A 21,170-nucleotide genomic window follows, 5' to 3' on the forward strand; every position below is an offset into this window, starting at 1 on the left:
GCGCGGCGATGGTGGCCGCGTCGTCGTGCGCGAGCATGGCACTGCCGGGTGCGAGTTCGCGCAGGGTGCGCACGATCCCGGAGCAGAGCCTCGGCATTCACTACAACGAGGGGTCCGGCCTGCTCGACTACCTCGTGGATCCCACGGTCTTCGCCTACCGCGACGGCTACGTCGATCTCCTGCGGGCGCCGGGCCTCGGCATCGAGGTCGACGAGGACGCGGTGGCGCGGACCGCGGACTGGGGCATCGCTGGCGCAACCCCGTCTGGCACCGCAAGGACAGGTCCTTCGCCGAATGGTGAGGGCGCCTGCCTAGGGCACGGCGGTCCGAGGCCAGGCGCTCTGGCATGTCGACCCGATATTGCCCACGCGCGGTTATAGGCTCCGCTCGGAGTGTGCGGCGCGTCCGCGCAATCCGCCAGCAACGGCAGTGCTGACCGGGACCGACTCGCAGGAGGCCGCGCGTGACATTCGGGGCATGCTTACAGCTTGGGCGTCGTGCGCGCGGCGCGTGCCTGCTCGCAGTGGGCGTGGCAGTTGCCGTCGTCGCCGTCGTACCGCCGGTCGCGCTCGGTCAACCAGCGCCTTCGCCGCCTTCGCCGACCGAGCCCGCGCCCGCGCCCGCCACGGGGGATGTGACGCTATCGCTGTCGGACATCGGCATGGGCTCCGCCCTGACCTTCCCCGGTCAGCAGTTCGAGCGCAGCCTCGCGCTGCCGCTACTGCCAGGCCTGGCGCCGACCGCGCTGACAGGAACGATTCAGCTACCGCCGCACGTGGCGCGCGGCACGCTCGAGGTGCATTCGGGGACACGCCTGCTCGATCGGGTGGAGGTGCCGCAGGATCCGCGGGCACCGGTCCGGCTCTCGCTCGCCGGCGCCGAGCAGGAGAACAACGCGATCACCGTGACGCTCACCTCGTCGCTGGTCTCCGAACCCGGTACCTGCGTGACGGACTGGCTCGGCCGTCCGATGACGCTGTCCGACGCCGCGGTCGACTACTTCGGCGCGGAGCAGCAGCCTGCGACCGTGGCCGAATTCCTGCCGCCGGTCCTGCGACAGTTGACGGTCTATCTTCCGGCCACGCCGTCGGAGACCGAGAGCGCCGCGGCGCTTTCCCTCACCACCGCGCTGGTCGCCCGCTACCACGGTCAACCGCTGACGGTGCGGGTGCGGCCGGTGCAGGCCGGTGCCGCGGTACCGGACCACGCCCCTGGCCTGTTGGAGCGCCAGATCGAGATCGCGGAGTCGCCCGACGCGGGATTGCGGGTGAGCGGTGGCGAGCAGCCGGTGCTGCGGATCTCCGGCAACGGCAGCGCCCTCGAGGACCAGATCCGGTTGCTCACCAGTGATCTGACGAGGATCGCGATCACCTCAGGGGCGACCGCGGTCGGCCTGCCGCGGGCGCCGCAGCTCGCGCCGAAGTCGACGACGCTGCTCGCGCTCGGTGAGACCCAGCTCAGCGCGACCGCGATCGGCTCGGTCAGCGTGGACATCGGTCTGGATCAGACGCGGCTCGGCCGGGCGTCCCGGGATATCCGAGTTCGCTTGCTGGGCAACTACACTCCGCTGCCGAACACGCTGAACGGCAATATCACCGTGACGGCGGGCCCCAGGTACATCGACAGCTGGCCGGTGGACGCGAGCGGTCGCATCGAACGCTGGATCGACGTCCCCGACGAGGTGCTCGGCCGCTACACGACGCTGACCGTCACCTTCCATCAGACCGGGCTGACGCACGGCTGTGGCCTGGAGCAGCCGGTCACCCTGACCATCGATCCCGACAGCGAGGTGACCAGCGCGTCCGCCGCGCCACCGGTGCCGGCCGGATTCGGCGCGCTGCCGCAGGCGTTGCTGCCCGAGTTCCAAGTCGGTTTGCGCGCACCGGGTTTCACCGACACCCTGCGCGCGATCAAGATCCTGACCGGATTGCAGCGGCTGACCGCGGTGCCGCTGCGGCCCGAACTGGTCGGCTTCGACGCCGCCGCGCGCGGGAAGAAGCCCGCCGTGCTGATCACGGCCACCGGCGATCTGCCCGACTCGATCCAGCTGCCGCTCAGCCAGGACAACGACACGCTGATCGTGACCGACGACAGTACCAAGGCCACGGTCCGGATCGACCCGACAACGCCGTTCGGTTCGCTGCAGACCACCTGGTCGGGCGGGCGCACCGTGGTGGTCGCCACCTCGACCAATACGCCCGAGCAGCTCGACAGGGCGCTGGATTGGCTGGACGCGGATTCGCGCCGCTGGTCCCGGCTCTCGGGCTCGGTGCTGTTCCAGGCGGAGGGGCGCGAGCCGGAGTTCTTCGATCCGTCGGCGGTCTCGAAGGACGCGACCGGTGCGTCGGTCTCGGGCGAATCCGTCGCCAGGATGCTGGCGATCGCCGCCGGCGTGCTGCTGGTCGTCGGCGTGCTCGTCGCGGCGGTCGTGCTGCTGATGCTGCGTCGTCGCAGGCGCTGAGATGGCGCGCTCGGCGGGCCCACGGCACGCGCGCGAAACCATCGCCGGAATCGTCCTGCGATGGGCGTTGCTGATCGGCTTGGCCACCGTCGCCGCCTTCTGGTTCACCTGGGCCGAATTGGTGCAGGACATCCGGCAAGGCTCCTATCTCGGCTATATCTACGTGCTGCCGGTGCTCGCGGCCTTCGCGGCCATCGGCATCGCGCTGCGGCGCGGTCCGGAACTGCCGATCCACGATCGGCAGACCGACATCATCGTCGGGCTGATCGGTCTCGGCATGAGCGCGGCCGTGCTCGGTCTGCTGGTGCCCCGCTACCGCTACCAGTACGAACTGCTGCATCTGGACGTGCTGGCCGCGTGGCTGTTCCTGATCTCGGGGTGCGTGCTGCTGTTCGGGTTGCGACCGGTCTTCCGATTCTGGCCCGCCTGGCTGCTGCTGCTCGCGGCCTTTCCACCGCTGTACGCGCTGCTGATGGTCACCTTCGGCGGCGGCCGGGTAGCCGCGGGTTTCGTCATGGTGCTGCTCGCGGCCTTCGGCACGGGCATCGGCGCCGCGCGTACCCGGGCTCGGGCCGCGGTCGCCGTGCTGGGCGTGGTCGTGCTCGGCGCGGTGCTCCTGCTCGTACTGCGCGGCTGGTTCCCGGAGGCGCCGATCCTGGTCTATCAGGCGGTTCCGTCGGTGAGCGCGGGTTTCCTCGTCGGTTTGGCGATGTATGTCGATGTGCGCCGGGGACGTTCGATGAAACCGCTGGATCGTCGGATGGAGCCGCTCACCGCGGCGCAGTCCCGCAGCGCGGCGGTGACGGTGGTGATCGTGGCGGCGTTGCTGGCGATCATCCCGCTGCCCGCCGACTACGACCGGAGTTTTCCGCGGGTGCCCGGCCTGGTGATCGCCCGTCCGGACGCGGCGCCGCCGGGCTGGCAGCTTTTGAACGAGCAGGAATACCCGTGGGCACGAAGGTATCTCGGGCAGGACGCGGTGTTCACCCGCAGGATGATCCGGGCCGAGCGCGGTAATCCCGACTGGGACAAGGAATCCCGGCGCCGCCGCGTGGCGATCGACACCGTGCGTTCCAGCGACGGCGACGCGATCGACCGATACCCGGAGTTCGTGCTCTATCGGCTGGTGCAGCCGCGGATCAGCCCACCGGCGCTGATCGACCTCGGCCACGGCATCACCGCCCGGCTCAACACCGTGCTCGACGACCGCAGGCTGCTGAGCTGGACCTGGTTGAGCTGGAATTGGAGTGGCGAGGGCGGTGCGGAGCGGATCAGCCTGATCGCCGCCGACAACCACCTGCCGGAGGCCGAGTTCCCGGTGCCGCAACGCTCGATCACGGCGAACTTCGACAACCTGATGAATCAGTTCCTGCGGGGCAACGCCATCGTCCTGGACTCGCAATCCAGTTCGGTGGAGGCCGATTCCGAGCACAAGGACCGGGAGATGCTGACGACACTCGCCCAGAACATCGTGCGCACCAGAACCGAGCAGCCGTGACCGCCGCACTCGATCCCGAATCCGAGCCGTTCAAGGCCCGCGCGCTGCACGCGGCGGTGCACGGCCTGCGCGAGTCCGACCCGATGGCCTCGGCGTCGGTCGCGTTCCTGCCCTGGCAGCGCAACACCCTGCTGCTCGCGCTGCTCGTGATCGTCGGCTGTGCGGTGGTTTTCCCGCTGGAAACGCTGACTGTCCTTGTCGCGGTGTGCACCCTGGGCTATCTGGTGGTGCTCGCCGACCGCGTCCTGATCTTCACGCGCGGCATGGATCGCGACGCGATCATGACCGTGGACGACGAACGCGCCCGCGCGCTCACCGACGAGCAGCTGCCGCCCTACACGATCCTGGTGCCGGCCTACGGCGAGCCCGAGGTGGTCGGCGACCTCATCGGCGCATTGAGCGCCATCGACTATCCGCGCGACCGGCTGCAGGTGCTGCTCCTGCTGGAGGAGGACGACGCGCCGACCATCGACGCCGCCCGCGCCGCCGGAATAGGCACGGGCGGAAACGAACACATCACCGTGGTACTCGTGCCCGCGGCCGACCCGCGCACCAAACCCAAGGCGTGCAACTACGGGCTGCAGCGGGCCACCGGCGACATCGTCACCATCTACGACGCCGAGGACATCCCCGATCCGCTCCAATTGCGCAGGGTCGTGGCGGCTTTCGCCGAACTGCCGCCCTCGGTGGTCTGCATCCAGGCCAAGCTCGCCTTCCACAACGCCAAGCAGAACCTGCTCACCGCGTGGTTCACCATGGACTACGGGCTGTGGTTCGGGTTCCTGCTGCCCGGGTTGATGCGCAGCCGCGCGCCGATTCCGCTGGGCGGCACCTCGAATCACTTCAACCGCGAGGTGGTGACCGCGATCGGCGCCTGGGATCCCTACAACGTCACCGAGGACGCCGACCTGGGGGTGCGCATCGCCGCCTCGGGATACTCGACCGCGGTCATCGACTCGATAACGCTGGAGGAGGCCAACCCCGATCCGATCAACTGGGTCCGGCAACGCTCGCGCTGGTACAAGGGCTATCTGCAGAGCTGGCTTGTACACACCCGGCGGCCGATGCGGTTGTGGCGCAGCATCGGAACCGTCAGCTTCGTCCGCTTCACCCTGATCCTCGCAGGCACGCCGATCATCGCCTGCCTGAATCTGGTGTTCTGGTTCATCAGCATCGCCTGGATCCTCGGGCAGCCCAGCGTGATCGGCAGTCTGTTCCCCTCGGTCGTCTACTTCCCCGCGCTCATCGCGCTGGTCATCGGCAACGCCGCGACGGTCTACATGAATCTACTGGCCTGCCGGGAGAACAACCGGCCCGATCTGCTGGTCGCCTGTCTGACCTCGCCGCTCTACTGGCTGATGATGAGCATCGCCTCGACCAAGGGCTGCTGGCAGCTGCTGCGTAATCCGTCGTACTGGGAGAAGACCTTTCACGGTCTCGGTACCTCGTCGGAGGCGGCGAAATGACCGCGGGGCGGCGGCTGCCGACGGCGATCTTCGGCGCGGCCACACTGCTGTATCTGGTCACCGGCACCTGGCTGACGGCCGGGCGCGGCTTCCTGATGGGCGATGCGCTGAGCCGGGTCTCGGCCACCCAGGCGGCGCTGTTCAGCCGCGACCCACACCTGTCGGCCATCGGCTTCGTCTTCACGCCGTTGACGTCGCTGGCACAGCTGCCGATGGTCGCGTTCGAGCCGCTGCTGCCGGCGATCACCACCTGGGGACTGTCCGGCGTGCTGATGTCGGCGCTGTTCATGGGCGGCGCGGCCACCATGATCTACGGCATCGGCGCCGATCGTGGCGCGCCGCCGTGGCTGACCCTGTGCGTCACAGCGCTTTTCGTGCTCAACCCGATGGTGGTCTGCTACGGCGGCAACGGCATGAGCGAGGCGCCGTTCCTGTTCTGCCTGTGCTGGGCCGTGCGCAGGCTGATGCGCTGGGTGTACACCGACGGCGCGCACGACCTGACCGCCTGCGGCATCGCGCTCGGGCTGGCCTACCTGACCCGGTACGACGCGCTGGCGCCCGCGGCGGCGGCCGCGCTGCTCGTCGCCGTGCTCGGCGGCCTGCGCCGGCGGGGTTGCGCGCACCGATGGTCCGGCGTCGCCATGGATCTGGTGGTGCTGCTCGCGCCGATCGTGCTCGCCTTCGTGGTGTGGGCAGGCACGAGCTGGTTGATCACCGGCCAGGCGTTCCAGCAGTTCACCTCGCAGTACGGCAACACCGCCATTCTGGCCCAGTCCGGCGCCACCTCGGCGGCGGAAAAGGCCGCGGCGCTGCAATACTCGATCGCCTCGATGGCGGTGCTCGGTCCCGCGCTGCCGCTGCTGCTGCCGATCGCGTGCGCGCTCGCGGTGCGCAGGCGCGATCTCACGGTGAGCGCACCGATCCTGTTGTGCGGCGCGGTGCTTGCCTTCCAGACGATGAGCTACCTGTCCGGGTCGACGTTCGCGTTCCTGCGCTTCTACGTGGCGGCCATTCCGCTGGCAGCGGTCCTCGCGCTATGCGTCGTACCGGTACGGCGGCGCCCGCCGAGCCACCGGCCCGGCCCGGCCGCCCTCGTCCCGCCGCCACGACCGAAGGCGCCGGCCGCCGCGCTGGTCGCGACGGTGGCGCTGCTGGCCGCATCGCTGCCCGTGACGGCGGCGGGCATGAACAACCACGATCTGGCCGTGCAGGAGTACGCCCTCGGTGCGGTCCTGTTTCCCCAGCCGTACAACGCTTCTCCGCGTTATGCCGACAAGCGCCGGATCGCCGCGACCTTCTCCACCGGGCGCAAGGTCGCCGACTATCTCGACGCCATGCGGCTGCCGCGTGGCTCGGTGCTGATGGACACCGTCTTCGGCTTCTCTGTGGTGATCGCCTCGCGGCGTCCCGATCAGTTCGTGGTGCCCTCGGACCGGGATTTCGTGCGGGTGCTCAACCGTCCCGCCGAGCGCGGCGTGCGCTACATCCTCGCGGTCCCCGCCACCGGTCGCGGCACCTCGGACGCGGTCAACCGGCGATACCCGACGCTGTACGAGAACGGCGCGGAGATCGCCACGTTGGCCATGGAGATACCCAACGATGGTGCGGGGGAGCCGGATTGGCGCCTGTACCGGGTGCTCGGCGCCTCCTGATCCGGCGGCACCGGATCCGGCTCAGCCCAGGGTGATCCGCTCGGCGACCAGCGACCAGAGCGGGTCGTCGGGTCCGACATCGAAGGTGCATTCCTCGGGCCGAGGGTCGGGCACGAACGCCCAGATCAGCGCGCCCGCCGAGCCCGCGGCCCGCTGACCGGACAGGCTCGCGCCGATGCTGTCGCGGCGCTCGGCCAAGCTGCGGCAGGAGCCCGCGTGCATACCGATCTCGGCCACCAGCAACGGTTTCCCGAGTGCGCGGGCCTGCCGCAGCCGGGTCGCCAAACCGTCGCGCTGGTCGCCGGGCAACGCGACGTCGTCGTCGGAGTAGTCGTGGTACTCCAGCACATCGATCTGCGGCGACATCCCGACATCGGCGAAATCGGTACCGGCCGTGCCGCATTGGCCGCCACCGATGAAGCCGGCGAAGATGAGCCGGTGCGGGTCGAGCGAGCGGATCAGCGCGCCGGATTCGTCCATGAACCGGCGCAGCACCGCCGCGGCGTCGCGCGGGCAGCTACGGGCCCGTTCGGAGCAGTTGCCCGCGCCGCACAGGCTCGGTTCCGGTTCGCCGACGACCTCCCACCCCGCGAGCACCGGCGAACTGCGCCAGCGGTTCACCGCGGCGATGATCCAGTCGCGGGTGCTGAGCACGGTGCGGCCGGGGACCGGTGTGGTCTCGGTCCAGCCGCGCACGTACCACTGGCGCTGCTTGAACACCTGGTCGTCGCAGTCGCCGTTCTGCGGGACGAGCACCGGCAGGATCAACTGGCCGTGCCGCTGCGCCGCCGCGAACACCGCGTCGGCGGCGGAGAAGTCCAGTCGCCCGGTCGATTTGTCGACCGCGAGCGCCTGGAAGATGCCGACCCTGGTCAACGCGTTCGGCGGCAGCTTGCCGAAATAGTCGTCCAGGTCGACCTGCGCCCCGCATCCGATGTTGATCGCCCACTTCGTGGCCAGCTGCGGGGCGTTGAAACCGGCGGGCCACCAGGGCCTGCCACGCAGCAGCAGGGTGGTGTCGCTGCGGCCGACCACGGCCTCGGCCGACGGCGCGCTCATGACCGTCTCGGTCGACGGCGTCCTCGGGACGGAGTCGGGGCCGCGCTCGACGCAGCCGGTCAGCGCCGTGCCGAGCAGCAGTGCCGCGACGAGTCGAGCGGTCGCCATGACGCGCCCGTGCCCGCGGTCCGGTCCCATCCGGTCATTCCACCACAGCGTTCGCGGCACCCGCCCGACCGTGGGTGTGGCCGCGCGTCGCGGTGGTATGCCGGGAACAACGCGTGGTGACGGTCTCGGCACAGTGCACAACGGGCGTGCCGCCGGGCTGGTGCGTTCGCCATTGCGGCGACGGTCGCCGGATCGCAGCATGGTGGCGGGCGGACAACGGCCGCCCGACGAGCGGACGTGTTACGCGAGGATCTGCCGACCCGGCGAGGGAGCGATGACCCGTATGACCTTCGATCGATACACCACCGAACGTGCGACCGGGACGATAGGCGGTGTGGTGGCGCTCTTCTCGGCACTCACCCTCGCCGTGCCCGCGCTCGCCGCCGCGGGCGCACCGAACGCGCCCGCCGCCGCGATCTCCTGCGACGAGCACGTGTCCAGCACTGATTCCTTCTACAACGGCCCCCGTGCCTCGGACACCTACGACAGTCATTTCAAGGGCAGCCACACCGTTTCCGACCTGGACACCCATGTCCCGCAGGGGCTGGCGACCTGGTCGCGCTGGAACGGAACCGACGACCTGCTGCTGATCAGCGCGTACGCGCCGAAGAGCCAGAACGACGCCTTCATCATCGGTCTCGACGCGAAGACGGGTCGGCGGGTCGGCGCCGCGCGGATCGACGCGACCCATGCCGGTGGCATCGCGATCTTCGAGGAGCAGGGCTGGGCGTACGTGTCCGGCAGCCAGGGCAAGCGGGTTCGGAAGTATCGGCTGGACCGCTTGCGCCAGGCCATCACCGACTCCGCCCACCTGGCCCAGGTGGGCGACGACATCGTGGTCGATGGCGGGTCCTCGTTCCTCGGCAAACACGGCGATACGCTGTGGACCGGGCAATTCGACACCGACACCAGGGGAGCGATGTACTCCTACCGAGTCGGCATGAACGGTGAGCTGACCGGACGCGAAGGCCCGTGGGAGGTTCCCGAGAAGACTCAAGGCCTGGCCGTCACCGATGATCTGTTCCTGTTCAGCACGTCCTACGGCCGTCCCTACCGCAGCAACATCTATGTCGTCCGGCGTGGTGCCGGTGACCGCGCGCTCGACACCGCACGCCTGGCGTGCTTCCGCGCGCCGAGTATGTCCGAGGGGATGGCGATCTATGGCGGTGCGGCCTACGTCGTGTACGAGTCCGGCGCCGCGTACTACCGCAGCGACCCGAAGCGCAAACCGCGCAACATCATCGAACACCTGCATCGCGGGGCGCTGTCCGGGTTGGGTGCGTTGCCGCCGAAATGACAAGCACCATGGCGGATTTCCCGCCATGGTGCCGTCGCGTCGCGTCGCTCAGGCCGGGATCAGCCTGCCCATCGAGTGGATCTCGTTCACGTCGTTACCCGTGATGAAAGACCATGGGGCGGTGAAGTATCCGTTGTTGCCCCAATTCGGGCCCCAGGAGTTCTCGATGGTCACGCCTTTGGCGTCGTAGCCGACGATGGTGACCTCGTGCCCGCCGAGAATCCGCTCGCCGCGGGACGGGTTGTAATTGTAATTGGTGCCGTCGAGGCTTTCGAAACTCTCCCTGACCTCGAATCCGAACGGTACCGGCAGGCCGGCGGCGATCGCGCTCTTGATATTGGTGACGATATCGCCCTTGGTGAGATCCTTGGCGCCGGACAGCTTGTAGTGCGCGGCGTTCGCGCGTTCCGCGGCGTCGGGCTGGGTGGTGTAGTCGAAATCGCCCTGCCAATAGTCGGCTTTGGTGTCTATGCCCTGTTGCTGCTCCAACGGCAGTGCCACGCCGGCGTAGGTGCCCTCGTCGTTGCCCTTCGCGATCTGCGAGTAGATGAACATCGGCGCCATCGGACTGCCTGCGATCTGCTGCTCGTGCATCAGAATGCCGTAGCCGGTGTAGCCGGTCGCCCAGGTCACGCACGAGCCGACCGGTCCCTGATCGCCCGCGGGTAACGCGTACTGCCGCAACGAGTACGACGCGGGCGGTGCCCCGACCGCGCCCACCTGCACCGGCAGCGCCAGGCCGACGGTGGTGTCGCGGCTGAGGCTGTCGCGCGCGGCGGTCCGGTCGAGCCCGAAGGCGTGGTGGGCGATTTCGGGCTTTTCCGGTTCCGCGTGTGCGAGAGCGGGCAGGGCGAGGCTGATCCCCACCGCGCAGACGAGTGCGGTGGACAATCGCGAATTATGCAAGGTTCCTCCAGGAATAATTGGACAGGAATCGTCGAACACGACAGGGAGAGAGCGGAGTTCGAACGCTTCCGAATGGAACGAGCAGTGAACTGAACAAGGAGTGTTTCACGTAGTGGGCGCGGCGGCAACGTACAAATCGGTCTGATTCATTTAAGGAATCGTTAACAGCGATGTCTCGCCAGTAAATTCAGGCAACTCGCCCAATTGTCCGTGCGCGGGCGGCGAACATATTGCGGCCTGGATAGGGAATGTGTAGCGTGCCAGTACATTTCCGTCGGGAAGTAGCGGGGCGCTCGGAAGGATGAGATGTGGCATCGAAATGGAAACTGCTCTGCGCGCCCGCCGCACTGTGCCTGGCCCTCGCGGTGCACGCGAGCGCGGCCGCCGATCCGGACGCGGCCGGGTGGGCCGGGGGGCGGTCCTTCGGGTTGGTGGTGACGCCGGGACTACCGGCGGTTCCCGAACCACGCTCGGCCGTCTTCGGTGCGCAGACGTTGCCGTACCTACAGCAGACGCAGAGCGCGGCGCAGTGGTGCTGGGCGGCCGACGGTTCGTCCATCGCGACGTATCTGCACAAGCCGATCAGTCAAAGTCAGTACTGCGCACTGGTGCACGGTGCGGACGCGTCGGGCAGCTGCCCCGATCAGCAGGCGTCGCTGGAGGAGATCGCCGCAGCGTTCCGCAAGATCGGCTTCGGCGCGGCCGTCGGCGCTCCGCTGTCGATGACGAAGGTGGTCGACGAGATCTCGGCCAACCGGCCGATCCTCACCGGTATCGCGTGGACGGCGGGCGGTGGGCACGCGCAGGTGATCTACGGCTTCGACGTCGACGCGGGCACCATCACCTACGGCGACCCGTGGCCGACCTCGCGCCGCAGCGTCACGCAGGCGCTCGATTCCTACACCCAGAACCCGGACTGGGTGTGGTTCGGCGAAGACTACGGCATCGCGGCCCGATGAACGGGTGGCGCGCGGCGCTCGTGCTCGCCGCCGGGCTCGTGCTCGCCGGATGTTCGAATCATGATCGGGCCGTGGGGAATTGGCTCATCGAACCGGAACAGGCGGCGATCGACCGCGCGCTCGACGCGCCGGAGGCGCAACGCCTCGCGGTCTCGTTCCGCCGCTCGCAGGACCCAGGTGCCACGGGCGATGCCGTGCCGCGGCGGGTCGGTGCGGCGGTCACGGTGTACGCGACCGACCCGCGAGCCGACCGGTCGGTGACCGTCGAGCACGTCGGCATCGAGTCGTATATCGCTGTGCCGGTGCGTATTTCCGGACGTGACGCGCCCGACACCATGCAGCTGGAGCCGACGCCGCCGTATCGGCCGCGCGCGATGGCGACCGGCGTGGAGGAGACGAGCCTGCCGAGGCCCGCCGCGGCCAGGCTGCTGCTCGACTATCCGACCCACACCTGGTTCGCGTGGACGCCGAACAAGCTCACGGTGCTGTCCTCGGGAGCGCTACCAGGGTTGGCGGGCAAGGAATTCGACGCGGCGGGCTTCCGCGCCGACTTCGGCCGCCGGGCGCCGTAAGCTTCGGTACCGGCGCGTTCTCGGGTCGCTCATCGGGCAATCCCTCAGCAATGAATCTTGTTCTTGGGGCAGTCGTATCGGAATTCGGTCACCCTTGTGGGGTGGAGCCCGAACAGTACCCGACGGCCACCTCGGCCGACGCCGTGGCCGCGCGGCAGAGCGCGGCATCGCACCGATCCGCGGGGGGAACCTGGTACGACCGCATGGTCCCGCAGTTGGAGAAGATGGCGTACGAGGTGTGCGACCAGCAAGCGGCCCAGCAGATCCACGAGATCAAGCGCCGCCACGCCACCTCGCTGTTTCCCGGCGACCTCGAGGCCTGTACCGGTGCGGACCTCGCACAGCTGCGCGCCGTGATCGGCGCGGTCCGCCGCCGCACCGAACTCGACGAAGACCCACCCGAGTGAACCGGGCTGCTCAATGGCGGCGCAGGCGCGCCGCCAGCCAGAGCACGACACCGTAGCCGAAGGCGGCGTCCGCGGCGGAAACCAAAGCGGCCGTGGGGAAGACGATGGCATGGCGCAGCCCCGCATCGGCCAGGGCGTGGATGCGGCGCAGGATCTCCGGGGGCGTGCCGATCATCAGCCACTCGTGCAGCACCTCGTCGGGCACCTCCGCGATGGCCGCGCGCACCTCGGCTCTGGTCAGCCGGTGCGGCATGAGATCAATGAGCCCCCGAAAGCCTTCGCCGAACGGATGTTTCGCGCCACAGCGGTCCCACACCGGGTGCGGTGCGAGCAGGCCGAGGTAGCGGATCGACGACGCGCGCAGCAACCGCTGGATGCCCGACTGCGTTCGCGCGGTGAGCATTTGGATCATCTGCGCGGGAACGATGGCGGCCGGATCGCGATCGGCGGCGCGGGCGGCGTTGTGCACCAGCCCAAGTCGTCGCTCGTACTCCTGCGGTGACTGGGTCTCCCACGGATACCAGCCGTCGGCGTAGCGTCCGGTCAGTTCGAGCATCCGTGGTCCGTGTGCGCCGAGCCAGATCTGGGGCATCCGGCCCGCAGGCGGGCGCAGATCCATCGGCGCACCGTCGATTCGGTAGTACTTCCCGGCGAAGTCGAGCGGTTCGGTCGAGGTGAGCGCCGCGCGGATCACCTGCAGCGCCTCCTCGAGCCGAGCGACCGGGCGATTCCAGGTGAACCCGTAGGGATCGAGGTTCTCTCGTTCCCCCGACCCGAGGCCGAGGATGGGCGGCGCCTTGGTCATGTGCGCGAGGGTGGCGAAGGTTTGGGCGAGCAGCACCGGATGTCGGCGATGCGGGTCCGCCACCCCGACGCCCAACTGCACCCGCCCTGCGCCCGCCGCCAGGTGCGCGAGCAGCGGAGCGTAATCGAATTGTTCGTCCGGGCTGCTGATCTGCTTCGCCTGCGGCGTGAATTCGGTATCCCAGATGGCCCGCGGGAAGATGCTGATCAAATGATCCGGGGCCAGCACCGAATCCAGCTTGCCGAGCCGGGCCATCCGCACCACGAAGCGCCCGGCGCTCAGCGGCGGGTTGACCCCGGCCATCGTGCCCACCGCGAATGATCGTGCCTCCGACACCGGCGTCCCCTCTCGACCAGCATGCCCGCGTCAGGCACCCACCCGATTATCCAGACCGCCACCGCACCCGTCCGGCGAATGCGCGGGTGTCGTTCAGCTTCTGGCGTCGGCGGTCAGCCGTTGTCCTGATCAATGGAAACGATTGTGCCGGTGCGGGCGTCGATCGCCACCTCGTAGCCGCCGCCCGTTCGCGTCATGACGTCGATCTCCCATTTGGGCGTGCCGTCGGAAGTGTCGAATTCGATCGATTGCACGGTCGCGCCCATCAGCGCGGTGCGTGCCGCGTCGAGCGCCTGCTGCTCGGTGACCGCGGGTTCCGCTGTGGCCGTCGCGCCACCGCCGATCAGCGCGACGGCCAGCGCCGCGCCGACCGTCAGTGTGCGCAGGTGAGAGCCGATGAACATGGTGATCCTCCTCAGTCGGTGACGCCGATGGCGCGATCCGAGACCGGTGGCCGCTGTCGCGCCCTTTCGCAGGGAACTACCACCGACGTTCGGTTGTATGCGTCCGGCCGGGAGCCTGGCGTCACGGTTGGCGGGTGACGCGGCGTTTCGCGCGGTAGGGCTGGACGAACATGTACCAGCCGGTGCCCATCAGGAGGAATAGCGGTGCGAGTGGCAGGTAGAAAATCCACGGGGCCGATTCGGTGGCTCCGAGTGCCGCGGCGACGAACGCGATGACGACGGTCACGGTGAACGTCATCGACATCCAGCGGTGCAGCTGCCGGTTGTTCTTATTCCAGCTCATGACCTTCTCCTTTGCGGGACGACGCGGTGCGTCGAAGGCAGTGCACTGGATTATCGCGACGGCCGAATCGATATGCCGTTCTTCGAGCGGCAAGTCGCGGATTTTCAGCGTGGGGGCTGGTTCATATCTCTATTCCACTGCGGGATTTCTATGCTGATCGGCAGCCGGAGCTCGGCCAGATAGATCAGGGCGGCCTGGCGCAGGAATTCGTCGAACAACCAGTAGGCTTCCGGCGCGAGCGGTACCACGGGCAGCAGTCCTTCGCGCACCGCGATGAACGGGCCCCAGCTCACCCGCAGCAGCGGATCCCAGACCGGTTCCCTGGGGATGGCCAATCCGTCGGCGATCCTGTCGCCGAGCAGGAATCGGGTGAACGCGCCGAGCACCGGTTTGCTCAGGACCGCGAGGTCGAGATGCACGCCGAGCCGCAGCAACCGATCGGCCAGGGCGGTGCCTTCCGGAGTCGGCGCGATGATCGGGTCGAGGACCTGTGCCGCCTGCGCGTCCGCCTCGGACCATGAGCCGGGAATGTACTCGTCGCGGACGCCGAGCAGGTGCGCACAGACCTGCCACGAGTGCAGGAACGCCTCCGACTCGTGCGCGGGAATAGGCACCTGCCACGCCCGCAGGTGCTTCATGACGGTGGTCGGCAGGCTGTGCCAGGTGACCATCAGGTCGTTCTGGCTGATCGGGATGTCCTCGGCCGCCGCGTGCATCCAGTGCGGGGACTGCGGCAGCAGATGCCGCACGGCGGCGTGCACCAGGCGGGTCTTGACGCACGTCACGACCATTTCGCCGTCGGGGGCATAGGCATTCGCGGTGCCGATGTCGTAGCCGAGCTTCGCGGTCTTGGAGATGCGGTCCTTCAGATCGTGACCGCCCTTGGAGTAATAGACCGCCCGCGCCTCCTTGGGGATGACGGTGCTCATCATGCCGCTGGCCAACCCGTACAGCACGCCGAGGTACAGCCCCCGCTTCTTGTTGAACTCGATCGCGGTGCCGAGCTTGCCCTGGTCGGTCCACGGCGGGAGCCTGCGCGCGTACTCCATGAAATCGCGTAGCTCCGTGGGCAATTCGGCAGGCAGCGGCTGGCTGTTGCGGGTCCAGGTGCGCAGCGCGTCGTTGACCCCGGCCACTTCATGGCGTTCCAGCAGCGCCGCGACCACCTGGTCTGCCTCGGGATCCCACACGGTCAGCGGGTCGGCGCCGGCGCCGCTGCCTGCCACCGAACCGTCCGGTGACCACGTCCACGGTTGCGCCCGTACCGGTGCCGTCGCCGCCAGCGCGCCTGCCGCGCCTGCCGCGCCGACCTTCAACGCGTTCCGTCTGCTGATTCGATCCATGGCGATACTCCTCGCTGAGTTGACGCCACCCTGTCGCGCCGGGCCGGAACGCGTCGCGCCGATCCGCGCTTAGAGTGTGAGAATTGTCATTAACTTATCAAGGCAGGGGCTGGTTCGGGTCGAGTTCGGATATTTCGGGGAATATCGATGCATAACTTGAATATCTGCTGCGACCGGCAGGTGCTTCTCGCGAAGATCTCCGTCCTGCTCTGTGAAGAAGAATCGATAACTTAGTGCTCCACTCGCCGCGTGGAAGCGCAGCGCCGTCGATGCCGTCAGCCGAGCACCGGGGAAGTTCGTGCGCATCACCGACCGCGGGTCACGCGCCCGCCTGATCGCCCGCGATCGGGACAGCGTGGCCTCGTCGAGAGCGGCGGCCTCGACCACCGCGGCCACTGGTTGGGTGATGGCGCGATTCCAGGGTTGCGCGGCGGCGGCGAATCCGTCGTCACCTGGCACCGGGATTGGCCAGGTCAGAGTGAGGTCGGTGGTGCGAGGTCGGCCAGGGCCATCGCCGCGAGGGCGCCGCGGTCGAGCGTGCCGATGCCGGTGTGGGGGAGTTCCTCGACGAACCGGATATCGCGGGGAACCTTGCTGTGGGCGAGGCGATCCGCGAGGTAGGCACGGACCTCGTCGCCGCCGAGATCGCCGTCGGCGATGAGGAACGCGGCCGGGCGCTCGCCGAGTTCGTCGTCGGGAACGCCGAGCACGGCGGCCTCGGTGATCTTGGGGTGCCGATGCAGCACGTCCTCGACCTCGCCGGGAAAGACGATCGCGGTGCCGGAGACGATCATGTCGTGCGCGCGGCCGTCGATGAACAGCCGGCCCGACGCGTCGAAATGTCCGACGTCGCCGGTGCGAACGAGCCCGTCGGCGCCGTTCTCGCCGCTCCCGGAGTATCCGCTGGCAGTGCGCGAGCTGCCCACGTACACAGTGCCTTTGATGCCCGGAGTGGCTACCGGCACGCCGTTGTCGAAGAGCCGCACGATGACGCCGGCCGGTGGCTTGCCGACGGTGCCCGGCGCCGCGATCCAGTCCTGCGGGGTGGCGACGGTGGCGATGCCGGTCTCGGTGCGCCCGTAGACGTTGTAGAGCACCGGACCGAACAGTTCGACGGCGCGCGAGCCCAGCGCCGAGGGCAGGCTGTCGCCCGCGCACACGAGGAGGCGCAGGCTGCTCGTGTCGTGTCCCCGGATCTCCTCGGCACCGATGTCCAGCAGTCCACGCAGCATTGCTGGCATCAAAACGACTGCGGTGCAGCGGTACTCCTGGATCTGCGCCAGGGCGCGCCGGGCGTCGAACCGGCCGTGCAGCACCACCGTGCACCCGAGGGAGAGCGACGTGATGAACTGCGTCAACCCCGCACGGTGGAACAGCGGCGCGCACTGCAGGGTGACGCCACCGCTGCGGTATGGCACTCGCTCCAACAATTGTGCTGCGGCCAACGGGGTTTCGGCTTGGCTCGGTACCCCCTTCGGCGGTCCGCTGGTGCCTTCGGTGAGCATCACGAAGCCGCCCTGGATCGCGGGCACGGGCGGCGGGGTGACGACCCGGTGTTTCGCGGCGAGCGTGTCTAGACGCTTGACCTCGGGGCCGAGCTCCGCTGTGGCCGAGGCGAACTCGTCGTCGGCGAGGATCGCCCCGACGCCCTCGCCCGCGACGGCATCGGCCAGTCGATTCGCGTCGAAGCCGGTGTGCAGCAACACCACCCGCGCACCGATCTTCGCACCGGCGATCAAGGCCTGTACCAGGCCGCGATGATCGCGGCACAGCACGCCGATCCGGGTCCGCGCCGAGACGCCGTTGGCCAGCCAGGACTGGGCCAGCGCGTTGGTGCTGTGCGCGAGTTCGCGATAGGTGAGCAGGCCGGATTCGTCGACGAGCGCGATCCGGTCCGGGTAGCGCCGCGCCGCGACCTGCACCGGCCCCGCGATCGGTCCCAGCTCGCGCACCGAACGGCTGGTGTGTGCGAGCTGATCCGGGCGGCGCAGATCGATCGCCCCGGCGCGCTGCAGCACCGTGACCTGCCGCACCTGGGTCGGCACCGTGCGGACGCGGCGAAACAACGTCAGGTGCACTCGTTCCATCGCCTCATCACAATGCATCGCGCGCCCGTGGCGCTATTGACAATTGACTCAATGTGACTGTTCGAATCCTGGTAATTCGTAGACCCTCGTCGATGGTTGTGCACCTCGACGAGATTCGCGGTTCTCGCGGCCAGGATTTGACAATCCGGGCTGATGGGCTGAGCTTCAGCAAGCCACGCCGGCGAGCTGTCGTGCGCGTGCGGTGGCGGCGGCCCGGGCCGCCGCGGCGATCGCCACCACCGGCGGCACCCAGCGGGCCTGGTCGGGGGCGATCTTCCAGCAGGCGGTGCCGTTGGCGAGCCGGGTCGGCGGCAGCGGGATGCTCGCGCCGTCGGTGTGCACGACGGCCCCCGCCTCGCGCAACGCCGCGATCGCACGCGCCGCCTTGGCAGTGCCGACGACCAGGTGCAATTCGCGTCGACGCGCGCCGGGCAACTCGACGACCGGGCCGAGCAGGTTGTTCGCGTGCATGAACCGGGAGACGTCACCGGCCAGCTCACCGGTGAGTTCGACCGCGGCGACCCGCTCGCCGGTGATCAGGCAGCGGCCGTTGGCGGTCTCGGTGACGGTCCAGCCGCGTTCGCGGTAGTCGTGCGCTGCGTGCACGCCGGCCGCGGTGACGGGACTCTGGAACGTCGCAGGCACTGTCTTTCTCCATTCATCAGGTGGTTCGAGAACGCTTCGGCGGGGTCGTGGCGGGCTACCCGCACCGCTATACCCGGGTATCAAATCCCCTGCGGCTAAGAGTTTCCCTACAGAATGCTTGTGATCACGACCGGCACCACAGATTCTGCGTGGTCAGGCCCGCTCACGACATCGGCCGCTGGTCGTTGCCGGGGTCGTCATTTCGGCGGACACGGGTGCGTCGGTGTCATACCTGACGGTGTACGGACGTCCGGGTAGATCCGGTATCGGGGCAGGTCGACGCGGTTCGGGCGGTTCGGGGTCGCCGGGTGCGACACAGGGCTGCCAATCCGGTTGCGTGCCGGTGGCTTCCGCTGCGCGCGACGGTGCCGCGCTCGTGCAGCGGGTAGGGTCGATACCCGGCTTTGGTGTTGAGTATCGAGGAGGACCGCGATGACGGATTGGTTCGACGAGGGGCACGCATCGTCCTCGTTCTCGGAATACCTGCTCCGCAACGCGCCGGAACTGCTGCCGTCGAACCGGTTCGACGGCTCGCGCGCGGGGAAGGACATCGCGCCGCACGGCACCACCATCGTCGCGCTCACCTACCGCGGCGGCGTGCTGCTCGCCGGTGACCGGCGCGGCACCATGGGCCATCTGCTGGCCACCCGGGACATGGAGAAGGTCTTCATCACCGACACCTATTCGGCGGCCGGATTCGCGGGCACCGTGGGCACGGCCGTCGAGATGATCCGGCTGTTCGCGGTCGAGCTCGAACACTACGAGAAGATCGAGGGCGCGTCGCTGACCTTCGAGGGCAAGGCCAACCGGCTCTCGAAGATGGTGCGCGACAACCTGCCCGCGGCCATGCAGGACATGGCGGTCGTCCCGCTGCTCGTCGGCTACGACCTCGATGCCACCGATCCCGACCAGGCCGGGCGGATCTTCTCCTACGACGTCGTCGGCGGCCGCAGCGAGGAGCGGTTCGGCTATGCCGCCGTCGGCTCCGGTTCGCTGTTCGCGAAGTCGTCGCTGAAGAAGACCCACACTCGCGACATCGACGAAGAGCGTGCCCTGCACCTCGCGGTGGAGGCACTGTTCGACGCCGCCGACGACGACACCGCCACCGGCGGTCCCGACGTCGTGCGCGGCATCTACCCCCGCGCGGTGGTCGTCGACGCCGACGGTGCCAGGGACATCCCCGAGGCCCGGCTCGAGAGCATCACCCGTGCCCTGCTCGCCGACCGCACCGCGTCCTGAGAAGTCCTCAGTCGTCCATCCGGGTCGAGGCATAGAGGCCCAGGGCCATCGCGGCCAGGAGCGCGGTGGCCGCGAGTGCCCAGAAGGCCGGGCCGAAACGGAATCCGCCACCGAGGGCGATCCGGTCCTGCCAGAAGCCGCGGAACCGGAGCACCAGAAACACCGATGTCGCCGAGCTGAGCAGCAGTGTTCCCGCGAGCACCGGCCCGGCGACGCGTCCGACGCGGGTCGCGGCGAAGCGCGTCAGCAGGATGGGCGCGAACAGTATCGCCAATACGCCGCAGGCGACCATCGCGATGCCGAGATGGTCGAGCCAGTACGGATAGCCGCGCGGCGCCCACCAGGGCGTCACGTCGATCTCCGGCAGCTTGCGGCTGTTGTCGAAGCGCAACGGCTCCCCGCCGCGCACGCGGTCCGCGACCGGAACCAGCCAGGTGACCACCAATGTCGAATTGGCCGCGAGCAGACTCGTCGCGCCCGCGACCGCAACGATCCCCCCGGCCCACCGCCGGGGTCGCATTCCCGCTCCGGTCACCTCAATCGCGATCGCCCCCAACCTCGAGTACTGAACCCCGTCTGCCATCCCGATCGACCCACCCAACCGCCCGACCGGGTCGGCGAACGCACGGCTCGTCGCGGTGCGTCTGCTTTCTCCGCTCGCCGGGCACCGGGACCTCAGAGCCAGATGGGGTCGCCGTAGGCGGTGGTGGTGTTGTCGGCGGTGGGGGTGGAGATGGTGGCGGTGGCGAAGGAGCGCAGGGAGACCGGGCCCATGCAGGCGTCGACCTTGATCTCGACCTGGTCCATGGTGATGGAGGCGCGGCCGGTGGCGAGCTGCTTGCGACCGAATTCGACGGTGGCGATGGAGCCGGGCTTGAGGGTGGTGGAGATGTTCGGCGACACCGAGGCGTTGACGCCGAGGCTGACGCTCGGCGGGTAGGAGATGTTGAGCGAGGCGTTGGGGCCGACGGAGAAACCGAGGCTGGTGGTGAGCCCGGAGGAGACGTCGATCTGGCAGCCGATCTGATAGCCGAAGCTGACCTGACCGGTGGTGACGGGCTGGCTGCCGGAACCGGAGACCTCGGCGATGGCCTTGAGCGAGACGAAGCCTTCGCGGGTGAACATGGTGGCGGCGAGATTGGGGTAGCGATCGAGGGTCTCGCTGGTCTTGGTCACCGTCAGGGTCCAGCCGTCGTCGGTGGTGACGACCCGGGACTTGTCGGCGACGGCATCGGCGGCGGCAACGCCCTGCGTGCCGATGAGCAATCCGGCTGCAATCGCGCTGGTGCACGCCGCAGTGCCGATGAGGCCGCGCCGAAAGGCAACCCTTTTCATAGTTTCCGGTCCTTGTCGGGTCAGGTAGTGGCGTCGAACCCGCAAAGATGGGTTCCCCTTCTGATTAAAGGAAAACGCAATAGCAATCTTCTGGCAACCTCTGTTGAATCGTGTCGAGCCGCCGTGATCGCGCGTTGATCGTTTCGAGATCGGAATCCCCCGGCCGGAGTGGGTCGCCGAGGCCGCGACGGCTGGTTTGTGGAGTACGTCACGCGATGTCCGTTATGTGCGGACGGAGTTCGGATCAG

The 21,170-nt window shown here is 68.6% G+C and carries 21 protein-coding genes; 10 read left to right on the top strand and 11 right to left on the bottom strand.

Features of this window, described 5'->3' with window-relative positions; all coding sequences use genetic code 11:
- The first annotated feature begins 35 nt into the window (after positions 1-35).
- The 5 genes from F5X71_RS13685 to F5X71_RS13705 all read left to right on the top strand — a co-directional run bounded on the left by F5X71_RS13685 (position 36) and on the right by F5X71_RS13705 (position 7,077).
- Positions 36-380 (top strand): hypothetical protein, encoded by a 345-nt coding sequence (locus F5X71_RS13685; RefSeq protein ID WP_203218295.1) that lies wholly within the window; start codon positions 36-38, stop codon positions 378-380.
- A 149-nt stretch (positions 381-529) separates the two neighbouring features.
- Positions 530-2,461 (top strand): hypothetical protein, encoded by a 1,932-nt coding sequence (locus F5X71_RS13690; RefSeq protein ID WP_167462280.1) that lies wholly within the window; start codon positions 530-532, stop codon positions 2,459-2,461.
- 1 nt (position 2,462) lies between these two features.
- Positions 2,463-3,959, top strand: a complete 1,497-nt coding sequence (locus tag F5X71_RS13695; RefSeq protein ID WP_167462281.1) for an exosortase/archaeosortase family protein — start codon at positions 2,463-2,465, stop codon at positions 3,957-3,959.
- Positions 3,956-5,425 (top strand): glycosyltransferase, encoded by a 1,470-nt coding sequence (locus tag F5X71_RS13700; protein ID WP_167462282.1) that lies wholly within the window; start codon positions 3,956-3,958, stop codon positions 5,423-5,425. The genes F5X71_RS13695 and F5X71_RS13700 overlap by 4 nt, the downstream gene beginning before the upstream one ends.
- Positions 5,422-7,077, top strand: coding sequence for an ABC transporter (locus F5X71_RS13705; RefSeq protein WP_167462283.1), 1,656 nt, complete (start codon positions 5,422-5,424; stop codon positions 7,075-7,077). Before F5X71_RS13700 ends, F5X71_RS13705 begins: the two co-directional genes overlap by 4 nt.
- A gap of 21 nt (positions 7,078-7,098) precedes the next feature.
- Here the strand turns inward: F5X71_RS13705 and F5X71_RS13710 are convergent, their stop codons facing one another.
- Positions 7,099-8,244, bottom strand: coding sequence for a beta-mannosidase (locus F5X71_RS13710; RefSeq protein ID WP_167462284.1), 1,146 nt, complete (start codon positions 8,242-8,244; stop codon positions 7,099-7,101).
- Between the two features lie 283 nt (positions 8,245-8,527).
- On the opposite strand from F5X71_RS13710, the gene F5X71_RS13715 reads away from it, so the two are divergent.
- Positions 8,528-9,541 carry a hypothetical protein gene (locus tag F5X71_RS13715; protein ID WP_167462285.1) on the top strand — a complete coding sequence of 338 codons (1,014 nt, stop codon included), beginning with the start codon at positions 8,528-8,530 and terminating at the stop codon, positions 9,539-9,541.
- Between the two features lie 48 nt (positions 9,542-9,589).
- Here the strand turns inward: F5X71_RS13715 and F5X71_RS13720 are convergent, their stop codons facing one another.
- Positions 9,590-10,432 (bottom strand): C1 family peptidase, encoded by an 843-nt coding sequence (locus F5X71_RS13720; RefSeq protein ID WP_203218296.1) that lies wholly within the window; start codon positions 10,430-10,432, stop codon positions 9,590-9,592.
- 323 nt (positions 10,433-10,755) lie between these two features.
- Between F5X71_RS13720 and F5X71_RS13725 the strand changes: the two genes are divergently transcribed.
- The 3 genes from F5X71_RS13725 to F5X71_RS13735 all read left to right on the top strand — a co-directional run bounded on the left by F5X71_RS13725 (position 10,756) and on the right by F5X71_RS13735 (position 12,385).
- Complete coding sequence (locus tag F5X71_RS13725; RefSeq protein WP_167462287.1) at positions 10,756-11,406, top strand: papain-like cysteine protease family protein; 651 nt, start codon at positions 10,756-10,758, stop codon at positions 11,404-11,406.
- The gene (locus F5X71_RS13730) at positions 11,403-11,978 is read left to right on the top strand and encodes a hypothetical protein (protein WP_167462288.1); all 576 of its coding nucleotides are present in this window, start codon (positions 11,403-11,405) and stop codon (positions 11,976-11,978) included. Before F5X71_RS13725 ends, F5X71_RS13730 begins: the two co-directional genes overlap by 4 nt.
- Before the next feature lie 101 nt (positions 11,979-12,079).
- Positions 12,080-12,385, top strand: a complete 306-nt coding sequence (locus tag F5X71_RS13735) for a hypothetical protein (RefSeq protein WP_167462289.1) — start codon at positions 12,080-12,082, stop codon at positions 12,383-12,385.
- Positions 12,386-12,395: 10 nt separating this feature from the next.
- Here F5X71_RS13735 and F5X71_RS13740 read toward each other — a convergent pair whose 3' ends face one another.
- From F5X71_RS13740 to F5X71_RS13770, 7 genes are all read right to left on the bottom strand, one after another.
- Positions 12,396-13,526 (bottom strand): LLM class flavin-dependent oxidoreductase, encoded by a 1,131-nt coding sequence (locus F5X71_RS13740; RefSeq protein WP_167462290.1) that lies wholly within the window; start codon positions 13,524-13,526, stop codon positions 12,396-12,398.
- 113 nt (positions 13,527-13,639) lie between these two features.
- Positions 13,640-13,930 carry a PepSY domain-containing protein gene (locus F5X71_RS13745; RefSeq protein ID WP_167462291.1) on the bottom strand — a complete coding sequence of 97 codons (291 nt, stop codon included), beginning with the start codon at positions 13,928-13,930 and terminating at the stop codon, positions 13,640-13,642.
- Between the two features lie 121 nt (positions 13,931-14,051).
- Positions 14,052-14,273, bottom strand: coding sequence for a hypothetical protein (locus F5X71_RS13750; protein ID WP_167462292.1), 222 nt, complete (start codon positions 14,271-14,273; stop codon positions 14,052-14,054).
- A 104-nt stretch (positions 14,274-14,377) separates the two neighbouring features.
- On the bottom strand, positions 14,378-15,616 hold the full coding sequence (locus tag F5X71_RS13755; protein ID WP_167462293.1) for an oxygenase MpaB family protein: 1,239 nt from the start codon (positions 15,614-15,616) through the stop codon (positions 14,378-14,380).
- A 69-nt stretch (positions 15,617-15,685) separates the two neighbouring features.
- Positions 15,686-16,075 carry a hypothetical protein gene (locus tag F5X71_RS13760; RefSeq protein WP_167462294.1) on the bottom strand — a complete coding sequence of 130 codons (390 nt, stop codon included), beginning with the start codon at positions 16,073-16,075 and terminating at the stop codon, positions 15,686-15,688.
- A 14-nt stretch (positions 16,076-16,089) separates the two neighbouring features.
- Positions 16,090-17,703 carry an AMP-binding protein gene (locus F5X71_RS13765; protein ID WP_167462295.1) on the bottom strand — a complete coding sequence of 538 codons (1,614 nt, stop codon included), beginning with the start codon at positions 17,701-17,703 and terminating at the stop codon, positions 16,090-16,092.
- 165 nt (positions 17,704-17,868) lie between these two features.
- Complete coding sequence (locus tag F5X71_RS13770) at positions 17,869-18,348, bottom strand: hypothetical protein (RefSeq protein ID WP_167462296.1); 480 nt, start codon at positions 18,346-18,348, stop codon at positions 17,869-17,871.
- A gap of 432 nt (positions 18,349-18,780) precedes the next feature.
- On the opposite strand from F5X71_RS13770, the gene prcB reads away from it, so the two are divergent.
- On the top strand, positions 18,781-19,587 hold the full coding sequence (prcB, locus tag F5X71_RS13775) for a proteasome subunit beta (protein WP_167462297.1): 807 nt from the start codon (positions 18,781-18,783) through the stop codon (positions 19,585-19,587).
- Between the two features lie 7 nt (positions 19,588-19,594).
- Here the strand turns inward: prcB and F5X71_RS13780 are convergent, their stop codons facing one another.
- Positions 19,595-20,107: a hypothetical protein gene (locus tag F5X71_RS13780; protein ID WP_167462298.1), complete on the bottom strand. Its 513-nt coding sequence runs from the start codon at positions 20,105-20,107 to the stop codon at positions 19,595-19,597.
- Positions 20,108-20,262: 155 nt separating this feature from the next.
- Positions 20,263-20,922 (bottom strand): MspA family porin, encoded by a 660-nt coding sequence (locus tag F5X71_RS13785; RefSeq protein WP_167462299.1) that lies wholly within the window; start codon positions 20,920-20,922, stop codon positions 20,263-20,265.
- Positions 20,923-21,170: the final 248 nt, after the last annotated feature.

It is taken from the genome of Nocardia brasiliensis (assembly GCF_011801125.1).
In the GTDB taxonomy this organism is placed as follows: domain Bacteria; phylum Actinomycetota; class Actinomycetes; order Mycobacteriales; family Mycobacteriaceae; genus Nocardia; species Nocardia brasiliensis_C.